This is a genomic window from Flavobacterium beibuense F44-8, from assembly GCF_000769915.1.
GTDB classification, from domain to species: Bacteria; Bacteroidota; Bacteroidia; order Flavobacteriales; family Flavobacteriaceae; genus Flavobacterium; species Flavobacterium beibuense.
Window position 1 is genome coordinate 59480 of the sequence record NZ_JRLV01000014.1, and the last position, 15868, is coordinate 75347.

17 protein-coding genes are annotated in these 15868 nt (G+C 39.0%); 10 read left to right on the forward strand and 7 right to left on the reverse strand.

Annotated features, from left to right (window positions below):
• Positions 1-4: 4 nt before the first annotated feature.
• The gene (locus Q763_RS11695) at positions 5-727 is read right to left on the reverse strand and encodes a polyprenol monophosphomannose synthase (protein ID WP_035134468.1); all 723 of its coding nucleotides are present in this window, start codon (positions 725-727) and stop codon (positions 5-7) included.
• A 109-nt stretch (positions 728-836) separates the two neighbouring features.
• Between Q763_RS11695 and Q763_RS11700 the strand changes: the two genes are divergently transcribed.
• Together Q763_RS11700 and Q763_RS11705 are read left to right on the forward strand one after the other, a co-directional pair.
• Positions 837-1502, forward strand: coding sequence for a DUF4271 domain-containing protein (locus tag Q763_RS11700; RefSeq protein WP_035134470.1), 666 nt, complete (start codon positions 837-839; stop codon positions 1500-1502).
• Between the two features lie 19 nt (positions 1503-1521).
• Positions 1522-2271 (forward strand): uroporphyrinogen-III synthase, encoded by a 750-nt coding sequence (locus Q763_RS11705; RefSeq protein ID WP_035134472.1) that lies wholly within the window; start codon positions 1522-1524, stop codon positions 2269-2271.
• Between the two features lie 155 nt (positions 2272-2426).
• Here Q763_RS11705 and pckA read toward each other — a convergent pair whose 3' ends face one another.
• Together pckA and Q763_RS11715 are read right to left on the reverse strand one after the other, a co-directional pair.
• Complete coding sequence (pckA, locus tag Q763_RS11710; protein ID WP_035134474.1) at positions 2427-4028, reverse strand: phosphoenolpyruvate carboxykinase (ATP); 1602 nt, start codon at positions 4026-4028, stop codon at positions 2427-2429.
• A gap of 79 nt (positions 4029-4107) precedes the next feature.
• A complete protein-coding gene (locus Q763_RS11715) occupies positions 4108-4494 on the reverse strand; it encodes a DUF423 domain-containing protein (RefSeq protein WP_035134476.1) in 387 nt (128 codons plus the stop codon).
• A 115-nt stretch (positions 4495-4609) separates the two neighbouring features.
• On the opposite strand from Q763_RS11715, the gene Q763_RS11720 reads away from it, so the two are divergent.
• The 3 genes from Q763_RS11720 to Q763_RS11730 all read left to right on the forward strand — a co-directional run bounded on the left by Q763_RS11720 (position 4610) and on the right by Q763_RS11730 (position 7094).
• Complete coding sequence (locus Q763_RS11720) at positions 4610-5980, forward strand: saccharopine dehydrogenase family protein (protein ID WP_035134478.1); 1371 nt, start codon at positions 4610-4612, stop codon at positions 5978-5980.
• A 174-nt stretch (positions 5981-6154) separates the two neighbouring features.
• Positions 6155-6625, forward strand: coding sequence for an Lrp/AsnC family transcriptional regulator (locus Q763_RS11725; RefSeq protein ID WP_035134479.1), 471 nt, complete (start codon positions 6155-6157; stop codon positions 6623-6625).
• 19 nt (positions 6626-6644) lie between these two features.
• The gene (locus Q763_RS11730; protein ID WP_157499420.1) at positions 6645-7094 is read left to right on the forward strand and encodes a hypothetical protein; all 450 of its coding nucleotides are present in this window, start codon (positions 6645-6647) and stop codon (positions 7092-7094) included.
• A gap of 59 nt (positions 7095-7153) precedes the next feature.
• Here Q763_RS11730 and Q763_RS11735 read toward each other — a convergent pair whose 3' ends face one another.
• From Q763_RS11735 to leuS, 3 genes are all read right to left on the reverse strand, one after another.
• The gene (locus Q763_RS11735) at positions 7154-7855 is read right to left on the reverse strand and encodes a zinc metallopeptidase (RefSeq protein ID WP_035134483.1); all 702 of its coding nucleotides are present in this window, start codon (positions 7853-7855) and stop codon (positions 7154-7156) included.
• A gap of 94 nt (positions 7856-7949) precedes the next feature.
• The gene (locus Q763_RS11740; protein ID WP_157499421.1) at positions 7950-8645 is read right to left on the reverse strand and encodes a hypothetical protein; all 696 of its coding nucleotides are present in this window, start codon (positions 8643-8645) and stop codon (positions 7950-7952) included.
• 222 nt (positions 8646-8867) lie between these two features.
• Positions 8868-11723, reverse strand: coding sequence for a leucine--tRNA ligase (gene leuS / locus Q763_RS11745; RefSeq protein WP_035134487.1), 2856 nt, complete (start codon positions 11721-11723; stop codon positions 8868-8870).
• A 142-nt stretch (positions 11724-11865) separates the two neighbouring features.
• Between leuS and Q763_RS11750 the strand changes: the two genes are divergently transcribed.
• Genes Q763_RS11750 through Q763_RS11770 form a run of 5 tightly spaced genes read left to right on the forward strand, consistent with a single transcriptional unit; the run spans position 11866 to position 15198 of the window.
• Positions 11866-12735 (forward strand): cell division protein FtsX, encoded by an 870-nt coding sequence (locus Q763_RS11750; protein WP_035134489.1) that lies wholly within the window; start codon positions 11866-11868, stop codon positions 12733-12735.
• Positions 12736-12777: 42 nt separating this feature from the next.
• Positions 12778-13065 carry a DUF3098 domain-containing protein gene (locus Q763_RS11755; RefSeq protein ID WP_052123424.1) on the forward strand — a complete coding sequence of 96 codons (288 nt, stop codon included), beginning with the start codon at positions 12778-12780 and terminating at the stop codon, positions 13063-13065.
• Positions 13066-13074: 9 nt separating this feature from the next.
• On the forward strand, positions 13075-13860 hold the full coding sequence (locus Q763_RS11760; RefSeq protein WP_035134491.1) for an undecaprenyl-diphosphate phosphatase: 786 nt from the start codon (positions 13075-13077) through the stop codon (positions 13858-13860).
• Positions 13860-14561 (forward strand): tRNA pseudouridine(55) synthase TruB, encoded by a 702-nt coding sequence (gene truB / locus Q763_RS11765; protein WP_035134493.1) that lies wholly within the window; start codon positions 13860-13862, stop codon positions 14559-14561. Before Q763_RS11760 ends, truB begins: the two co-directional genes overlap by 1 nt.
• 19 nt (positions 14562-14580) lie before the next feature.
• Positions 14581-15198 carry a YiiX/YebB-like N1pC/P60 family cysteine hydrolase gene (locus Q763_RS11770; protein WP_035134496.1) on the forward strand — a complete coding sequence of 206 codons (618 nt, stop codon included), beginning with the start codon at positions 14581-14583 and terminating at the stop codon, positions 15196-15198.
• A gap of 37 nt (positions 15199-15235) precedes the next feature.
• Here the strand turns inward: Q763_RS11770 and Q763_RS11775 are convergent, their stop codons facing one another.
• On the reverse strand, positions 15236-15844 hold the full coding sequence (locus tag Q763_RS11775) for a thioredoxin family protein (protein ID WP_035134498.1): 609 nt from the start codon (positions 15842-15844) through the stop codon (positions 15236-15238).
• Between the last annotated feature and the right edge of the window lie 24 nt (positions 15845-15868).

Genomic DNA, 15868 nt, shown 5'->3' on the forward strand with positions numbered 1-15868 from the left:
TCCGTTATAATCTGTTAAGCATTTTTTTAATTCGTAATGAAATAACACCAAAGATAGCTTCTTTAATAATGGCATTACTCATTTTAGATTGTCCTTTAGTTCTGTCGGTAAATATTATAGGCACTTCTGTTATAATAAACCCGTTAGACCAGGCTCTGTATTTCATTTCTATCTGGAAAGCATACCCCACAAACTTAATTTTATCAAGATTTATGGTTTCCAGCACCTTGCGCGTGTAGCATATAAAACCGGCAGTAGCATCGTGAATTTTCATTCCCGTTATCATTTTTACATAAACCGAAGCATAATATGACATAAGCACACGGCTAAGTGGCCAGTTCACAACATTTACTCCGGTACTGTACCTTGACCCTATTGCCATATCGGCTCCGTTTTTACAACTCACCTGCAGCCTTTCTAAATCGGCAGGGTTGTGTGAAAAATCGGCGTCCATTTCAAAAATATATTCGTATTTCCCGGCAATAGCCCATTTAAACCCGTGCACATAGGCAGTACCTAACCCCTCTTTACCGGCTCTTACTTCCAGGAAAAGGTTATCAGGAAACTCTGCCTGAAGCTCTTTTACCTTAGCAGCAGTACCATCGGGCGAATTATCATCAACCACCAGTATATCGAAGCTTGTCTCTAATGAAAAAACAGCCCTTATAATGGTTTCAATGTTCTCAATTTCGTTATAAGTAGGTATTACTACTATACCTTCGCTCATGTGCGCGTGAATTTTGAATGCAAAAATAATGTATTTCTAACGTGCATGCCATAATTAAATTATAATTCTGCAAAATAACTGTACATAAAAATGTTTAATTTTGCTGTGTATGACCGACTTCGTTTTACATGAAAGAATAATCGATAGCAAAGACTGGGCCACCATCCTGTTTGTTTTTTGCTTTGTGCTCATTGCAGCAAACCGCTCTGTATTTGGGGGGCGCTTTGCCGAATTCTCAAAACTCGCACTATCAAACAAATACATAAAAATATACAAGGATAGCGGTAATATGACCAGTACTTTTACCATATCTTTCTTTTTTGTACAACTGGTGTCATTTACTTTTTTCATACAATTCCTGCTAAGTTATTTTGGCAGCAGCAGTAAATACAGTCTTGTTACCTTTGTACAGATATTTACTTTTTTAAGCTTTTTTATCCTCTCTAAATACCTTACCGAAAAAATAATTGCCACATCATTTAACATAGAAGAGTTTAACGAGCAGTTTAACCTTATGAAAGTAAACTACCGAACCTATATAGGACTGGTGTTACTTCCGTTAAATGCAATACTGTTTTACAACAGTAACCCCTCCCCTTTTGTGGTTTATACAATTTTAACCCTTATAATTACGGGAAGCCTTTATTCATACATAGTTTCATTGAAGACTTATCAAAATTTGATACTCGGTAAATTATTCTATTTTATTTTGTATCTTTGCACTCTTGAAATAGCACCCTATTATTTCATGTATTATTGGTTTACAAAAAGTTAGTTATAACAACATGTCAAATATGAAAGTGAAAACAATTTTGGTTTCGCAGCCGGAACCTAAAGTAGAAAATTCACCATACTTCGAAATCCAGAACAAACTAAAAGTAAAAGTAGACTTTAGGCCATTTATCCACGTAGAGGGTGTAAGCGCAAAAGATGTTAGGGCTCAAAAAATTGACCTTAACAATTTCACTGCCATAGTCCTTACCAGCAAGAATTCTGTTGATAATTTTTTCCGGGTAGCGGAAGAAATGCGTTATAAAGTGCCTGAAACTATGAAATACTTTTGCCAGAGCGAGGCCGTAGCCTTTTACCTGCAGAAGTATGTGGTGTACAGAAAGAGAAAAATCTATGTGGGCCAGAAAGATTTTGCCGATCTTTCTCCGCTTATTAAAAAGTACAAGGATGAGAAATTTCTTTTACCGGCTTCAGATCAGCTTAACGACGATGTCCCTCAAACAATGGACAACCTTAAGGTAAACTGGACAGCAGGTACTTTTTATAAAACAGTGATGAGTGACCTTTCTGACCTTAAAGATGTTTACTACGATGTACTGGTATTTTTCAGTCCTACAGGAATTAAATCTTTATTTAAAAACTTCCCTGATTTCAAGCAAAACGACACCAGGATTGCTGTATTTGGAAGTACAACCCAAAAAGAAGCTCTGGACCGCAACCTGCGCATAGATATTATGGCTCCTGCACCGGGAACCCCTTCTATGACAATGGCTCTTGAAAAATATATTATTGAAGCCAACAAAGGGAAATAATATTATATTACATTACACCAAACACACACAATACTACAAAAGCCGCTTAAAAAGCGGCTTTTTTTGTTTATACACGTTTATACTACAGCAAACTATACAAACAAAAAAAAGAGCCGTAAAAAACGGCTCTTTTTCATTATTCTAAAATTTCCTGATTATGCCACTGGTGCACCTGCCATGATTTCATCATTAGCAAATTCTTCAAATTTGGCAAAGTTTTTCCTGAACGACTCGGCAAGCTCATGTGCTTTTGCATCATAAGCATCCTTATCTTCCCATGTAGTCCTTGGGTTTAAAACCTCATCAGGAACATTAGGACAGGTTTGCGGTATCGCTAAGCCAAATACTTTATGTGTTTTGTAATCCACATTATCCAACTCTCCGTTAAGAGCTGCAGTAATCATGGCTCTGGTATATTTTAATTTCATACGCTGACCCGTACCGTAAGCACCACCGGTCCATCCGGTATTGATAAGCCATACATTAACGCCGGCTTCTTTCATTTTAGCACTTAACATCTCAGCATATTTTGTTGGGTGTAGCGGCATAAACGGCGCACCGAAACAAGCAGAGAAGTTAGGCACCGGCTCATTGATGCCTGCCTCCGTACCTGCTACCTTAGCTGTATAGCCCGAAATGAAGTGGTAAGCAGCCTGACCCGGAGTTAACTTAGAAACCGGAGGCAGTACCCCAAACGCATCGGCAGTAAGGAAAAATATGTTTTTAGGATTTTCACCGATAGATCCCGGCTGAATGTTATCTATATGATATATTGGGTAGCTTACACGTGTATTAGGCGTGATTGAAATATCTTCAAAATCAACCTCTTTAGTACCTTCTTTAAAGATTACATTCTCTAAAAGAGCTCCTTTTTTAATAGCCCTGAAGATATCCGGCTCATTTTCTTCTGTCAGGTTGATAACCTTAGCATAACAACCACCTTCAAAGTTGAAAATTGTATTTTCTTTAGTCCATCCGTGCTCATCGTCACCAATAAGCTTACGTGCAGGATCGGCAGAAAGTGTAGTTTTACCTGTACCCGAAAGACCGAAGAAAATAGCTGTATCACCTTTTTCACCCACATTGGCACTACAGTGCATAGGTAAAGTATTTTTAAACACAGGAAGAATAAAGTTAAGCGCAGAGAAAATACCTTTTTTCATCTCTCCGGTATAACCTGTACCACCTATAAGAGCAATTTTTCTTGTGAAGTCAAGTATTGCAAAGTTGTGCTGACGTGTTCCGTCTACAGCCGGATCGGCCATAAAGCCCGGTGCACATACCACATGCCATTCTGCATTAAAGTTCTCAAGTTCTGAATCTTCAGGACGAAGGAACATATTATAACAGAAAAGGTTTGACCATGCACATTCAGTAACCACCCTAACGTTCATCCTGTAATTAGGATCGGCACATACATAGCTATCCCTTACAAAAACTTCTTTACTCGAAAGGTATTCGGTTACTTTATTATACAGTTTTTCAAATTTATCACTATCAAAAGGAATATTGACATTACCCCACCACACTTTATCTTCAGTAATACTGTCTTTAACTATAAAGCGGTCCTGAGGAGATCTTCCGGTGAACTCTCCGGTATTAATTGCCAGCGCCCCTGTAGAACTTTCGACACCCTGGCCTTTCTCTATCGTAATATCATGTAACTCATCTGGAGTTAACTGATACTTTACATTAGCATTTTTAATTCCCATTTTCTCTAACGAAATCGTTTTCGTAAAAAGGCCAAAATTACTCATAAGTTTTGTTATTAAGTTGCATTGTTTCAGGGGACAAAAGTATAAATTAAACTTTACAAAATAAAAAATTAAAACAAAATTATTGTTTTCGCTTCATTATCTGTAAAAATAATACTACCCAAGCACAAATTAATAATAATCCTCCAACAGGTGTTATAAAACCTATTGTTTTGAAATCGAACGAAAAAAGGCTGTTACACGATAAAAAATAGATAGATCCCGAAAAGAAAAACACCCCTATGGTTGTAAGTGTTAAAATTGTCTTTTTTGCCTTTTCTGTTAACATTGAAGTTGCCCCTACAAAAAGCAGGAATAACGCATGATATATTTGGTATTTTACCCCTGTGTCAAAAGTAGCTATCTGTTCCGGCTCAATGAGTTTTTTTAATCCGTGTGCTCCAAAAGCACCAAGCATAATACCCGTAGCACCCAGTATTGCTGCAATCGCTATTGTTTTTTTATCCATGATTATGTTATTGTGAGGGTAAATTTAAAAAGTTTAACGCATTTATTTTGCTAAATAATTTTTATAAATATAACAAATTACTACTTTCGTGTTATAATTAAATAACCAAACTCAAATGAGGAATATATTAATAATTGGTGCAGGACGCTCTGCATCATCATTAATTAAATACCTTTTAGACAAATCAGAGACTGAAAACCTGCACCTTACTATTGCAGATCTTTCCCTTGAACTTGCCCAAAAGAAAACCGCAGGCCATCCTCGCGCCACAGCTATAGCTTTTGATATTTTTAATGCAGAACAACGCGATACACAATTAAGCAAAGCCGATATAGTAATTTCCATGCTACCGGCACATTTGCATTATGAAGTCGCTAAAGACTGTATTAAGCATAAAAAACACCTGGTAACCGCATCATATGTTAGCCCTGCCATGCAGGAACTCGATACGCTGGTTAAGGAAAACAATCTTGTTTTCATGAACGAGATAGGTCTTGACCCGGGTATAGATCACATGAGTGCCATGAAGGTTATAAACGAAATTCGTGAGCAGGGCGGTAAAGTAATTTTATTTGAATCGTTTTGTGGCGGACTTGTAGCCCCGGAAAGTGATAACAACCTGTGGAACTATAAGTTTACCTGGAACCCGCGTAATGTGGTACTTGCAGGACAGGGAGGAACAGCTAAATTTGTTCAGGAAGGAACCTACAAGTATATCCCTTACAATAAGCTTTTCCGTCGTACAGAATTTATGGAGGTAGAAGGTTATGGCCGATTTGAAGGTTATGCCAACAGGGACTCTTTAAAATACCGCAGCGTATACGGACTGGATGATGCCTTAACCTTATATAGAGGTACACTTAGGCGTGTAGGCTTCTCTAAAGCATGGAACATGTTTGTACAACTGGGTATGACCGATGATTCGTATATCATGGAAAACTCAGAGAATATGAGCTACAGGGAGTTTGTCAATTCGTTTTTACCTTATCATCCCAGCGATTCGGTTGAATTGAAATTAAGACACAGCCTAAAACTGGATCAGGATGATATACAGTGGGACAAACTGGTAGAGCTTGACATTTTTAACCCGAATAAAAAAGTAGGGCTTATAGATGCCACTCCGGCTCAGATACTGGAAAAAATACTTAGCGACAAGTGGACGCTTAGTCCTGAGGACAAGGACATGATTGTTATGTACCACAAGTTTGGATACGAGCTTAACGGTGAACGCAAACAGATAGACTCCACTATGGTATGTATAGGGGAAGATCAAACCTACACTGCAATGGCAAAAACAGTAGGTTTACCGGTAGCTATGGCAACCTTACAAATATTAAACGGTAATATTACCACACCAGGGGTACAAATACCCATAAACAAAGAAGTATACGAGCCAATATTAAAAGAGCTTGAAGATTTTGGGGTCGTTTTTCACGAAAAACACGTTCCCTACATGGGCTACAATGCCAATAATGTAGTGAGCTAGACCTCCTTTACTAACTCAATATTTTACAGCCTTTCCCACCGCCCCGGGAAAGGCTATTTTTTTCTACCATTCTACACTAACATTAATTATAGTCAATATGCAATAGTATCAAAACATAAATATCAATCACTAACTGTAACCAAAAAACGTATATTTACAACAAACTGAAAGGTTATGAAGATAAATTCACTACAAATTGAAATAGACGGTATTGATAAAGAGATACTCCGCTATCTTATGGAAGATGCCCGTAAACCCATATTACAGATAGCCGCAAAAATAGGCATATCGGGCGCTGCCATTCACCAACGTTTGCGTAAACTGGAACAGGCAGGAGTAATAGCCGGATCAAAGTTTATTGTAAACACAAAAGTTTTGGGCTACAGTACAATGGCATTTGTAGGGATCTATCTGGAAAAAGCTTCCAGTAATTTTGAAGCAGTTAAAGAACTTAAGAAAATACCCGAAGTACTGGAATGTCATTATACCACAGGAAACTGGTCTATACTCATAAAAATGATATGCCGTGACAACGAACACCTCATGCAGCTACTCAACAAAAAAATACAGCCCATTAATGGAGTATCACGTACCGAAACCTTTATATCATTGGAACAGCAAATTGAAAGACAGATACAGTTATAACAGCAAGTCAGGAAAGACTATGAAAAAGACTACAACTACAATCAGTTTATCATTAATAACATGTCTTTTATTTAGCTGCAACACCCCTGGTTACATAAAAAACAAATACACAATAACAGGCGCGACAGCCCATATAATAGATTCTACACAGATAGATTTAAAACTAGCTGTCACTTACTATTCTGACTCAACATACAGCAATTTGTTCCCAAGTTCTATTGAAAAGGGTCAGGAAGGGAGTGATGATGAAATTTTATTTTTAGGTTTTAAGAAGGAGAAAACCAACGAGATACTAAATGAACTTGCAAAAAAACTAAACTCAAAGAAAAAAGGATATACAGGAGAAAAACTGGAACGTGGCTACATACTCCCTAACACAAATCCTAATTATGATGACTTAATAATGATAATTAAACGAAAAAACAGTATTGACACGCTGAAAATAGAGACATACAAACAAGCTTACTAAATAAAAAAACAGCCGGACCTTTAAGTCCGGCTGTTTATCAAGATATATATAGACAGGGTTTAATCCCTGGAACCTCCAAATACCTGCAATGCCCAATACAAAAGCATAGCTAACGATCCAATAGCAGCGACCACATAAGTACGGGCAGCCCATTTTAGTGAATCCTCAGCACCGGCATATTCCTGCTGACTAAGCATATTTTTGCTTTTTAACCATGCAAGGGCACGGTTACTGGCATCATACTCCACCGGCAATGTCACAAAGCTAAACAGTGTGGCAATAGCCATAAGTGCAACACCTAAAACAGCTATATAATACCCCATACCTATTTTAGCGGCAGCACCTAAAATCAAGCCTAAAAATATAAGCATAGGCGCAAGATTAGACGACACGCTTACCACAGGAACCATTTTAGACCTAAAAGTAAGCATGCTGTATGCTGTAGCATGCTGAACGGCATGCCCTACCTCGTGTGCTGCAACGGCGGCGGCGGCGGCATTACGCTGGTTATATACGGCCTCACTTAGGTTCACGGTTTTATCTGCCGGGTTATAATGGTCGGTTAACCTACCGGCTACCGATACTACCTTTACATCATAGATACCGTTATCCTGCAACATTTTCTGAGCGATTTCAGCACCACTCATACCATTCCTTAAGTGTACTTTTGAGTAAAAAGCAAACTTACTCTTTAGTTTGGCACTAATAGCGTAACTTGCCAAACCAATAATACCTATTAAAATATAATATTCTAAATACATCGTTTTTTGATTTATATAAATAGTATATATCAAAATTAAAGCCAATCTTAATTAAGATTGGCTTTAACTGTTATTTTGGCATTTTATTAAGCTTTTACCATGCCCAAAGTGCTAATCTGACATAAAAAGTACCCAAACCGTTTTCCTTTACTGTATTCCCTACAGAAGCAAAATCCGACTTCCATTTACCGTTTGTAAGTCCTATATCATATCCGGCATTAATCCTTAACGGGAAATTAGTATCTCTAAGAAAACCAAAAGCTACAGACGGACCAACATTCAACAAACCGCTTCTAAGCGACACATGAGAGTTGTTCATTGTATTAGGAAGATCATCAAGATCTACGTAGTTGTTTCTTGAAAACAGGTTAACGTAGTAAGAGGTGTATGACACGTCACCTCCGGCAGAAAACATAAAATCCTTGTTTTCCCAAATCGTGTAATGCACCCTTAGCCTACTGCTACTACTAATAGACTGCGTCCTGAAACCACCGTCATTCCTGTCGTAAAAACTACCGGAAATCTCTATATCGGTATACATTTTAGAATCGGGAATGTTGATGCGGAAACCAAGGGCAAATTCGGGAGTGGCTTCATCAATTTTACGAAAACCGGCATTGGCAAGCTTGTCGTTAAGTTTAAACCCACTGTTTATGTTAGCTCCTAATGCCACATACAGGTAAACGGGTTTCTCTTTTTCATTTGTTGTTTCAGGCTGACTTTCCTGTGCAAAGATTGATGATTGAACTCCAAAGCAGCAAAGGGCTGCAAATAGTAAGGCTTTTTTCATAGCATGATTGTTTATTTGGTTATTTGATTTAGCATTACCAAACCATGTGCCAAAATTCCTGTTAATACTAAAGTACATCTTTTTAGCACAGGTTGTTATACGTTATCACTACACTCCGTTCAGAATGACAAAGCAGAGCCTAATACATACGAGTGTCATCCTGACGAAAGGAAGGATCTATATTTTTAGACCTACAAGGTTTCAAAACCCTGCAGGAGAAAATTATCCTACGATATTAATAATCTTACCCGGAACAACAATCACCTTTTTAGGTGCGCGTCCGTCAAGTTGCTGTACGGTACGCTCGTCAGCTAAAATAGTTTTCTCTATTTCAGGAACAGGCATATCCATAGGCAGTTCAATTTTAAAGCGCATTTTTCCGTTAAACGATACCGGATATTCCTTACTGCTTTCCACAAGGTGTTCCGGATTGAATTTAGGGAACGGCACTTTAGAGATACTTTCCTGATGCCCTAACCTGTGCCAAAGCTCTTCGGCAATGTGTGGCGCATAAGGCGAAATAAGTATGGTAAACGGCTCAAGTATGGTACGCTCATGGCATTTAATAGCCGAAAGCTCATTAACAGCGATCATGAATGAACTTACCGATGTATTGAACGAGAAGTTCTCTATATCTTCCTGTACCTTTTTAATGGTTTTATGAAGTATTTTGTATGCCTCCTTACTTGGCTGATTGGTATTAACAATAAGTCCGTTATCGTCAAAGTATAACTTCCATAATTTTTTAAGGAAGCCCGAAACTCCTGTTATACCGGCAGTATTCCATGGTTTGGCCTGCTCTAACGGACCAAGGAACATTTCATACAACCTTAAAGTATCGGCACCATACTGCTCACAAATATCATCAGGGTTAACTACATTGTACCAACGCTTAGACATTTTTTCTACTTCACGTCCTACAAAATATTTACCATCTTCAAGTATAAACTCTGCGTCATTAAACTGCGGCTGCCAGTTCTTTAATGCCTCAACATCTATTTCATCTGAAGCATTCACCAAATTAACATCTACACGTAATTCTTCAGTCTCATAGTTTTGTTTAAGACCTTTTGAAACATATTGATTAGTTCCTGAAACACGATAAACAATCGCACTCATACCCAAAATCATACCCTGGTTGATTAGCTTTTTAAACGGCTCTTCCTGAGTGATAAATCCGCGGTCTTTTAAAAACTTGTTCCAAAAACGACTGTATAATAAGTGACCTGTAGCGTGCTCGCTACCGCCAATATATAAGTCTACACTCTCCCAGTATTCCTGTGCTTTTTTAGATACGAATTCCTCATCGTTGTGCGGGTCCATATACCTTAGCCAATACCATGAACTACCTGCCCAACCCGGCATAGTGTTTAGCTCAAGCGGGAATACCGATACATTATCGATAAGATCGTTGCTTACCACTTTGTGCTCTGCAACACTCCATGCCCACTCTTTAGAGTTCCCTAAAGGCGGCTGCCCGTCTTCGGTAGGAAGGTATTTCTCCACTTCCGGAAGGCGAATTGGCAAGTACTTATCCTCTATCATTTGCGGTAACCCGTTTACATAATAAACCGGGAACGGCTCACCCCAGTAACGCTGGCGCGAGAATACAGCATCACGAAGGCGGTAATTGGTTTTACCCTTACCCTGCCCTATATCTTCAAGCGCCTCAATAGCTTTTTTGGTCGCTTTTTTATAATCAAGTCCGTTTAGGAAGTCAGAATCCTTTAGCTTCACGCCTTCTTTAGCGCCATAAGCCTCTTCGGAAATATCAACTCCGTCAAAAATATTTTTGATTGGGATATTAAAATGCTTCGCAAAATCATAATCACGCTGATCTCCGGCAGGTACTGCCATAACAGCTCCTGTACCATAGCCCGCAAGCACGTAGTCACCAATCCAAACCGGAATAGGCTCTTTAGTGAAAGGATGCTCGGCATACGCACCGGTAAATACCCCTGATATGGTTTTTACATCGGCCATACGCTCGCGCTCACTCTTTCTTGAAGTAGCCTCGATGTATGCTTCAACCGCTTCCTTCTGTTCCGGAGTAGTGATTTTTGCTACCAGTTCATGTTCTGGCGCAAGCGTCATAAAGCTAACCCCAAAAATAGTATCAGGGCGTGTAGTAAACACATCTATCGCAAACTCTCCGGTATCATCTCCCGTTAACAGGTGAAGGAATTTATTATGATTGTCTTTTACTTTAAAGGTAACCGCAGCTCCAACCGATTTTCCAATCCAGTTACGCTGACTGTCTTTTAGCGAATCGGTCCAGTCGATTGTGTCAAGCCCTTGTAGTAACCTTTCGGCATAAGCGGAAATTCTCATACTCCACTGCGTCATTTTTTTACGCACTACCGGATGCCCTCCCCTTTCGGAAACACCGTTCACAATTTCGTCATTCGCTAATACAGTACCTAAAGCCGGACACCAGTTCACTTCGGTTTCGGCAAGATAGGTAAGTCTATATTTTAATAATATTTTTTGCTGCTCTTCACCGCTGTAACCTTTCCATTCGGCAGCAGTAAACGCCGGGATATTATCATCACAAACCGCATTTACTTTTGTGTTACCGTTTGCTTCAAACTCAATAACAAGGGCACGAATATCTTCTGCCTTGTTAGCATCGATATCAAACCATGAATTGAACAGTTGGATAAATATCCACTGTGTCCATTTGTAATACTCAGGGTTAGATGTTCTCACCTCCCTGTCCCAGTCAAAAGAAAAGCCTATTTTATCAAGCTGCTCCCTGTAACGCGCAATATTGGTTTCGGTAGTTATAGCAGGGTGCTGCCCGGTTTGGATAGCATACTGTTCTGCCGGAAGTCCAAAACTGTCATATCCCTGTGGGTGCAGTACATTAAAACCTTTATGGCGTTTGTAACGTGCATAAATATCTGAAGCGATATAACCCAGTGGGTGCCCTACGTGTAATCCTGCCCCCGATGGGTAAGGAAACATATCAAGCACATAATATTTCGGCTTATCAGAAACATCTTCTGCCATAAAAGTACCGTTCTCTGCCCAGTACTTTTGCCATCTGGCTTCAATTTCGTTAGGATTGTATTTCATTGTATCAGTCTAAAGTCAAAAGTTTGAAAGTCTTTAAGGAAGGCAAATTTACGCTTATTGTACGAAAGTCAAAACTTTGCCCGTTATAAACTATGTATAAACAAATACTTTATTTATTTTTACACCTAAAATTAATGTGTGTATGGCATCATCTTTTGAACAATTTCAAAAAAGGCGGTTGATTTCTTCATATTTCTCGGTTATATTAATCATTTTCATAGTACTTACCCTTTTAGGGGCGTTAGGGCTTTTTGTTATCAATACAGAAAAGCTGTCGGGCTATGTAAAGGAGAATATTCCGCTTACTATTTATTTTAAAAGGGAAGCTAAAGACGAAAACATCAAGGCTTTTGGAAAAGAGCTTGAAAAGGCAGACTATATTAAAAACTTCCACTACGTCTCTAAAAAGGAAGCAGCCGAAAAGAACAAGGACATTTTAGGCGACTTTGAAAGCCTTATTGAAAATCCGTTATTTGATTCTTACGACATTCACCTAAAAAGTGCTTACGTACAGCCAGACAGCATCAAGAAAATTGATGAGAAGTTCAGGAAAAACGAAATGGTCGCCGATGTAAGTTATGATGCCGTAGTGGTAGAAATGGCTAACGAAAACATTAAGAAAATAACTTTTTGGATACTGGTTATTAGCGGCGGACTTACCTTTGTAGCCATGCTGCTTATAAACAGTTCACTTAGACTATCCATATACTCACACCGTTTTACCATCAAAACCATGCAGATGGTAGGTGCAACAAAATCCTTCATCAGGAGGCCGTTTATATGGAGAGGCATTAAACTGGGGCTTATAGGCGCACTACTTGCTATAGGAGCTTTATTATGGCTGGTTAACTATGTAGACGGTAAGCTGCCATTCCTGGACATTTGGAAAGACTGGGTTCCTACAGCTATTGTAATGGGTGGTGTACTGGGCTTTGGTATAATAATCGCAGCCATAAGTACGTTCTTTGCTACGCAGCGTTTCCTTAACCTAAGGACAGACGATTTATATTAAGCAAACCGCAAAACCTGAAATTTTAAACCTGAAACAATTATTATGGGTAACGAGATAAAAACACATTTCCTTTTTGAAAAGGTAAACTACAAAATACTTTTAATAGGCCTTGGCGTTATTTTACTGGGCTTTATACTTATGGCAGGTGGCGGTAGCGACGACCCTAAAGTATTTAGTGATGCTATTTTCAACTTTAGGAGAATAAGACTTGCACCTACTGTAGTGCTTATTGGTTTTGGCGTTACTATTTATGCCATACTTAAAAACCCGAACACTAAAAAAGACAGCAATTTTCCTGAAGACGCCGAAATTAAGAACTTCAAAAAATAATTACCCCTAATGGATTACTTACAGGCCATTATTATAGCCATCATTGAAGGCTTAACCGAGTATTTACCTGTTTCATCTACCGGACACATGATTATCGCTTCCTCCTTTTTCGGGATTGCAGGCGACGATTTCACCAAACTGTTTACGATAGTTATACAGCTTGGCGCTATACTTTCGGTAATTGTACTTTACTTTAAACGTTTTTTCCAAACGGTAGATTTTTACCTAAAACTACTGGTAGCCTTTATGCCTGCCGTAGTACTTGGATTATTATTAAGCGACTTTATAGACAGTCTGCTGGAAAGTCCGCTAACGGTAGCCATATCACTGGTTATAGGCGGAGTTATCCTTTTAAAGGTAGACGACTATTTTGGCGATTCTGAAAACACCGAAATAAGTTATGCTACCGCATTAAAAATAGGATTTTTTCAATGTATTGCCATGATACCGGGTGTATCCAGGAGCGGTGCCAGTATTGTGGGTGGTATGTCGCAAAAGCTTTCGCGTAAGGCTGCTGCCGAATTCTCTTTCTTCCTGGCAGTACCTACCATGTTTGGCGCAACAGCAAAAAAATCATTTGATTACTATAAGGCCGGATTTGAACTTACCGGAGATCAGGTAAACCTACTTATAATCGGTAACATAGTTGCCTTTATTGTAGGTACACTGGCCATAAAAACCTTTATTAATTACCTTAGCCGACACGGCTTTAAAGTGTTTGGCTACTACAGGATTCTTGCCGGACTGGCAGTAATTATAATTCATTACTTTATTCACCCACTTACTATTATTTAATGACGGCAGAAAGTTTTCAGGAAGGACAGGTAGTATTGATAGATAAACCACTGCAATGGAGTTCGTTTCAGGCAGTGAATAAAGTGAAGTGGGCCCTTAAAAAAAACTTAGGTTTAAAAAAGATAAAAGTAGGTCACGCCGGGACTCTTGACCCTCTGGCTACCGGACTACTTATTATATGTACCGGAAAATTCACCAAACGTATCCCCGAACTACAGGGCATGGTAAAGGAATATACCGGAACTTTCCATATTGGAGCCACTACCCCTTCGTATGATTTGGAAACGGAAGTAAATGCCACTTTCCCAACCGAACATATAACTGAAGAACTTATACTTGAAACCACTAAACAGTTTACCGGTGAGATAGACCAGAAACCTCCTGTATTTTCGGCCATCAAAAAAGACGGGAAACGCCTATACGAACATGCCCGAAAAGGTGAAGAGGTAGAAATTGCTTCCCGCAAAGTTACTGTACATGAGTTTGAAATTACCCGAGTAGCATTACCCGAAGTAGATTTCAGGATTGTTTGCAGCAAAGGAACTTACATTCGCTCTATCGCTAACGATTTTGGAGCTGCCATGCAAAGCGGTTCACACCTAACGGCATTACGCCGAACTAAAATAGGCGAGTTCTCGGTAGAGGATGCCATTTTACCCGATGCTTTTGAAACTATGGTCAGAAGCCTGAATAACGAATAGCTTTAGGTATCTTTGCAGCATGAAAAAAGCAATATTCTTTTTACTCTTAGCTGCAAACTCTCTTTTTGCACAAAACATAAAACTTAAAGACGGCGACCTTATTTTTCAGGATATGGATTGCGGTCCGCTATGTGATGCTATAGAAGCTGTTACCGAAGGCTATAACGGAAACGACTTTAGCCACATGGGTATGGTATACCACCGTAACGACACCGTTTATGTTATAGAAGCTGCCGGTAGTGCCGTTCGCCTTACTCCGCTGGAAAAGTTTTCAAAAAATACTTCAAAGCCCATGTATGTAGGAAGACTAAAAAGGAAACACCGTAAGCTTATCACTAAGGCTATCGATTTTTCACTGGAGCAGATTGGCGTTCCTTATGACGATGAATATGTATATGATAACGGCGCCTACTATTGCAGTGAACTTATTTATGATGCTTTTAAGTTTGCCAATAACGGAACTCCGTTTTTTGAATTACAACCCATGACCTACAAAGAACCCGGCACAAACGATTACTTCCCTGCCTGGGTAGAATACTACAAAAGCATTAATGCCGATATACCCGAAGGGTTGCCGGGGTGTAATCCGGGAGGAATATCAACTTCTAATAAGATTAAGGTTATCGGAACTATGTAAAATAAAAAAGTCCGCTCAATGAGCGGACTTTTTTATTTTACATATTCTCAGCGTTTTCAAGCAGTAGTGTTATCTCTTTCATAGTGCTTTCACCTTTATCGTGCAAATACCATTTTTGCAGTTCGGTTTTAGCCACCTGGTCAATAACACCGTGCTGTTCTTTATAATCCCTTATCAGTTTTGCCGCATCATGAGGTCTTGGTCCCCAGCTTCCGCGGGCAATATGGGTATCTTTCTCTACTAATACCAGCTTCGGAATAGACCTAGCACCGTTAGTTAAATATTCGTTCATTAGTTCGTCGTTATCATCACGAAGTACTATTTCAAGCTCCAGCTTATCGGTCTCATTAGCCATCTTGTTTATAACAGGCACTATCTGTGCTGCATCACCACACCAGCCTTCAGATATCACAAGCAATATATGCTCTTTTTTAAGCTTGCCCAGTCTTTCTTTAATATCATCCGTTAACTTAATAGTTTTGTCAAGGCGATTCATCCTTACTTCGTTAAGCGAACTGTAATTGGTTAAATCTTCCGATTGTGTTGCCCCTGTAGACAGTCCGTTCTGAAGAAGCGAAGATATATGGTTTCTATACTCTGAATAAGAATAACTGTTATCCAGACTTTTTTCTATTAGTGTACTCATAATATAAATTTGTGCAAAAGTAAA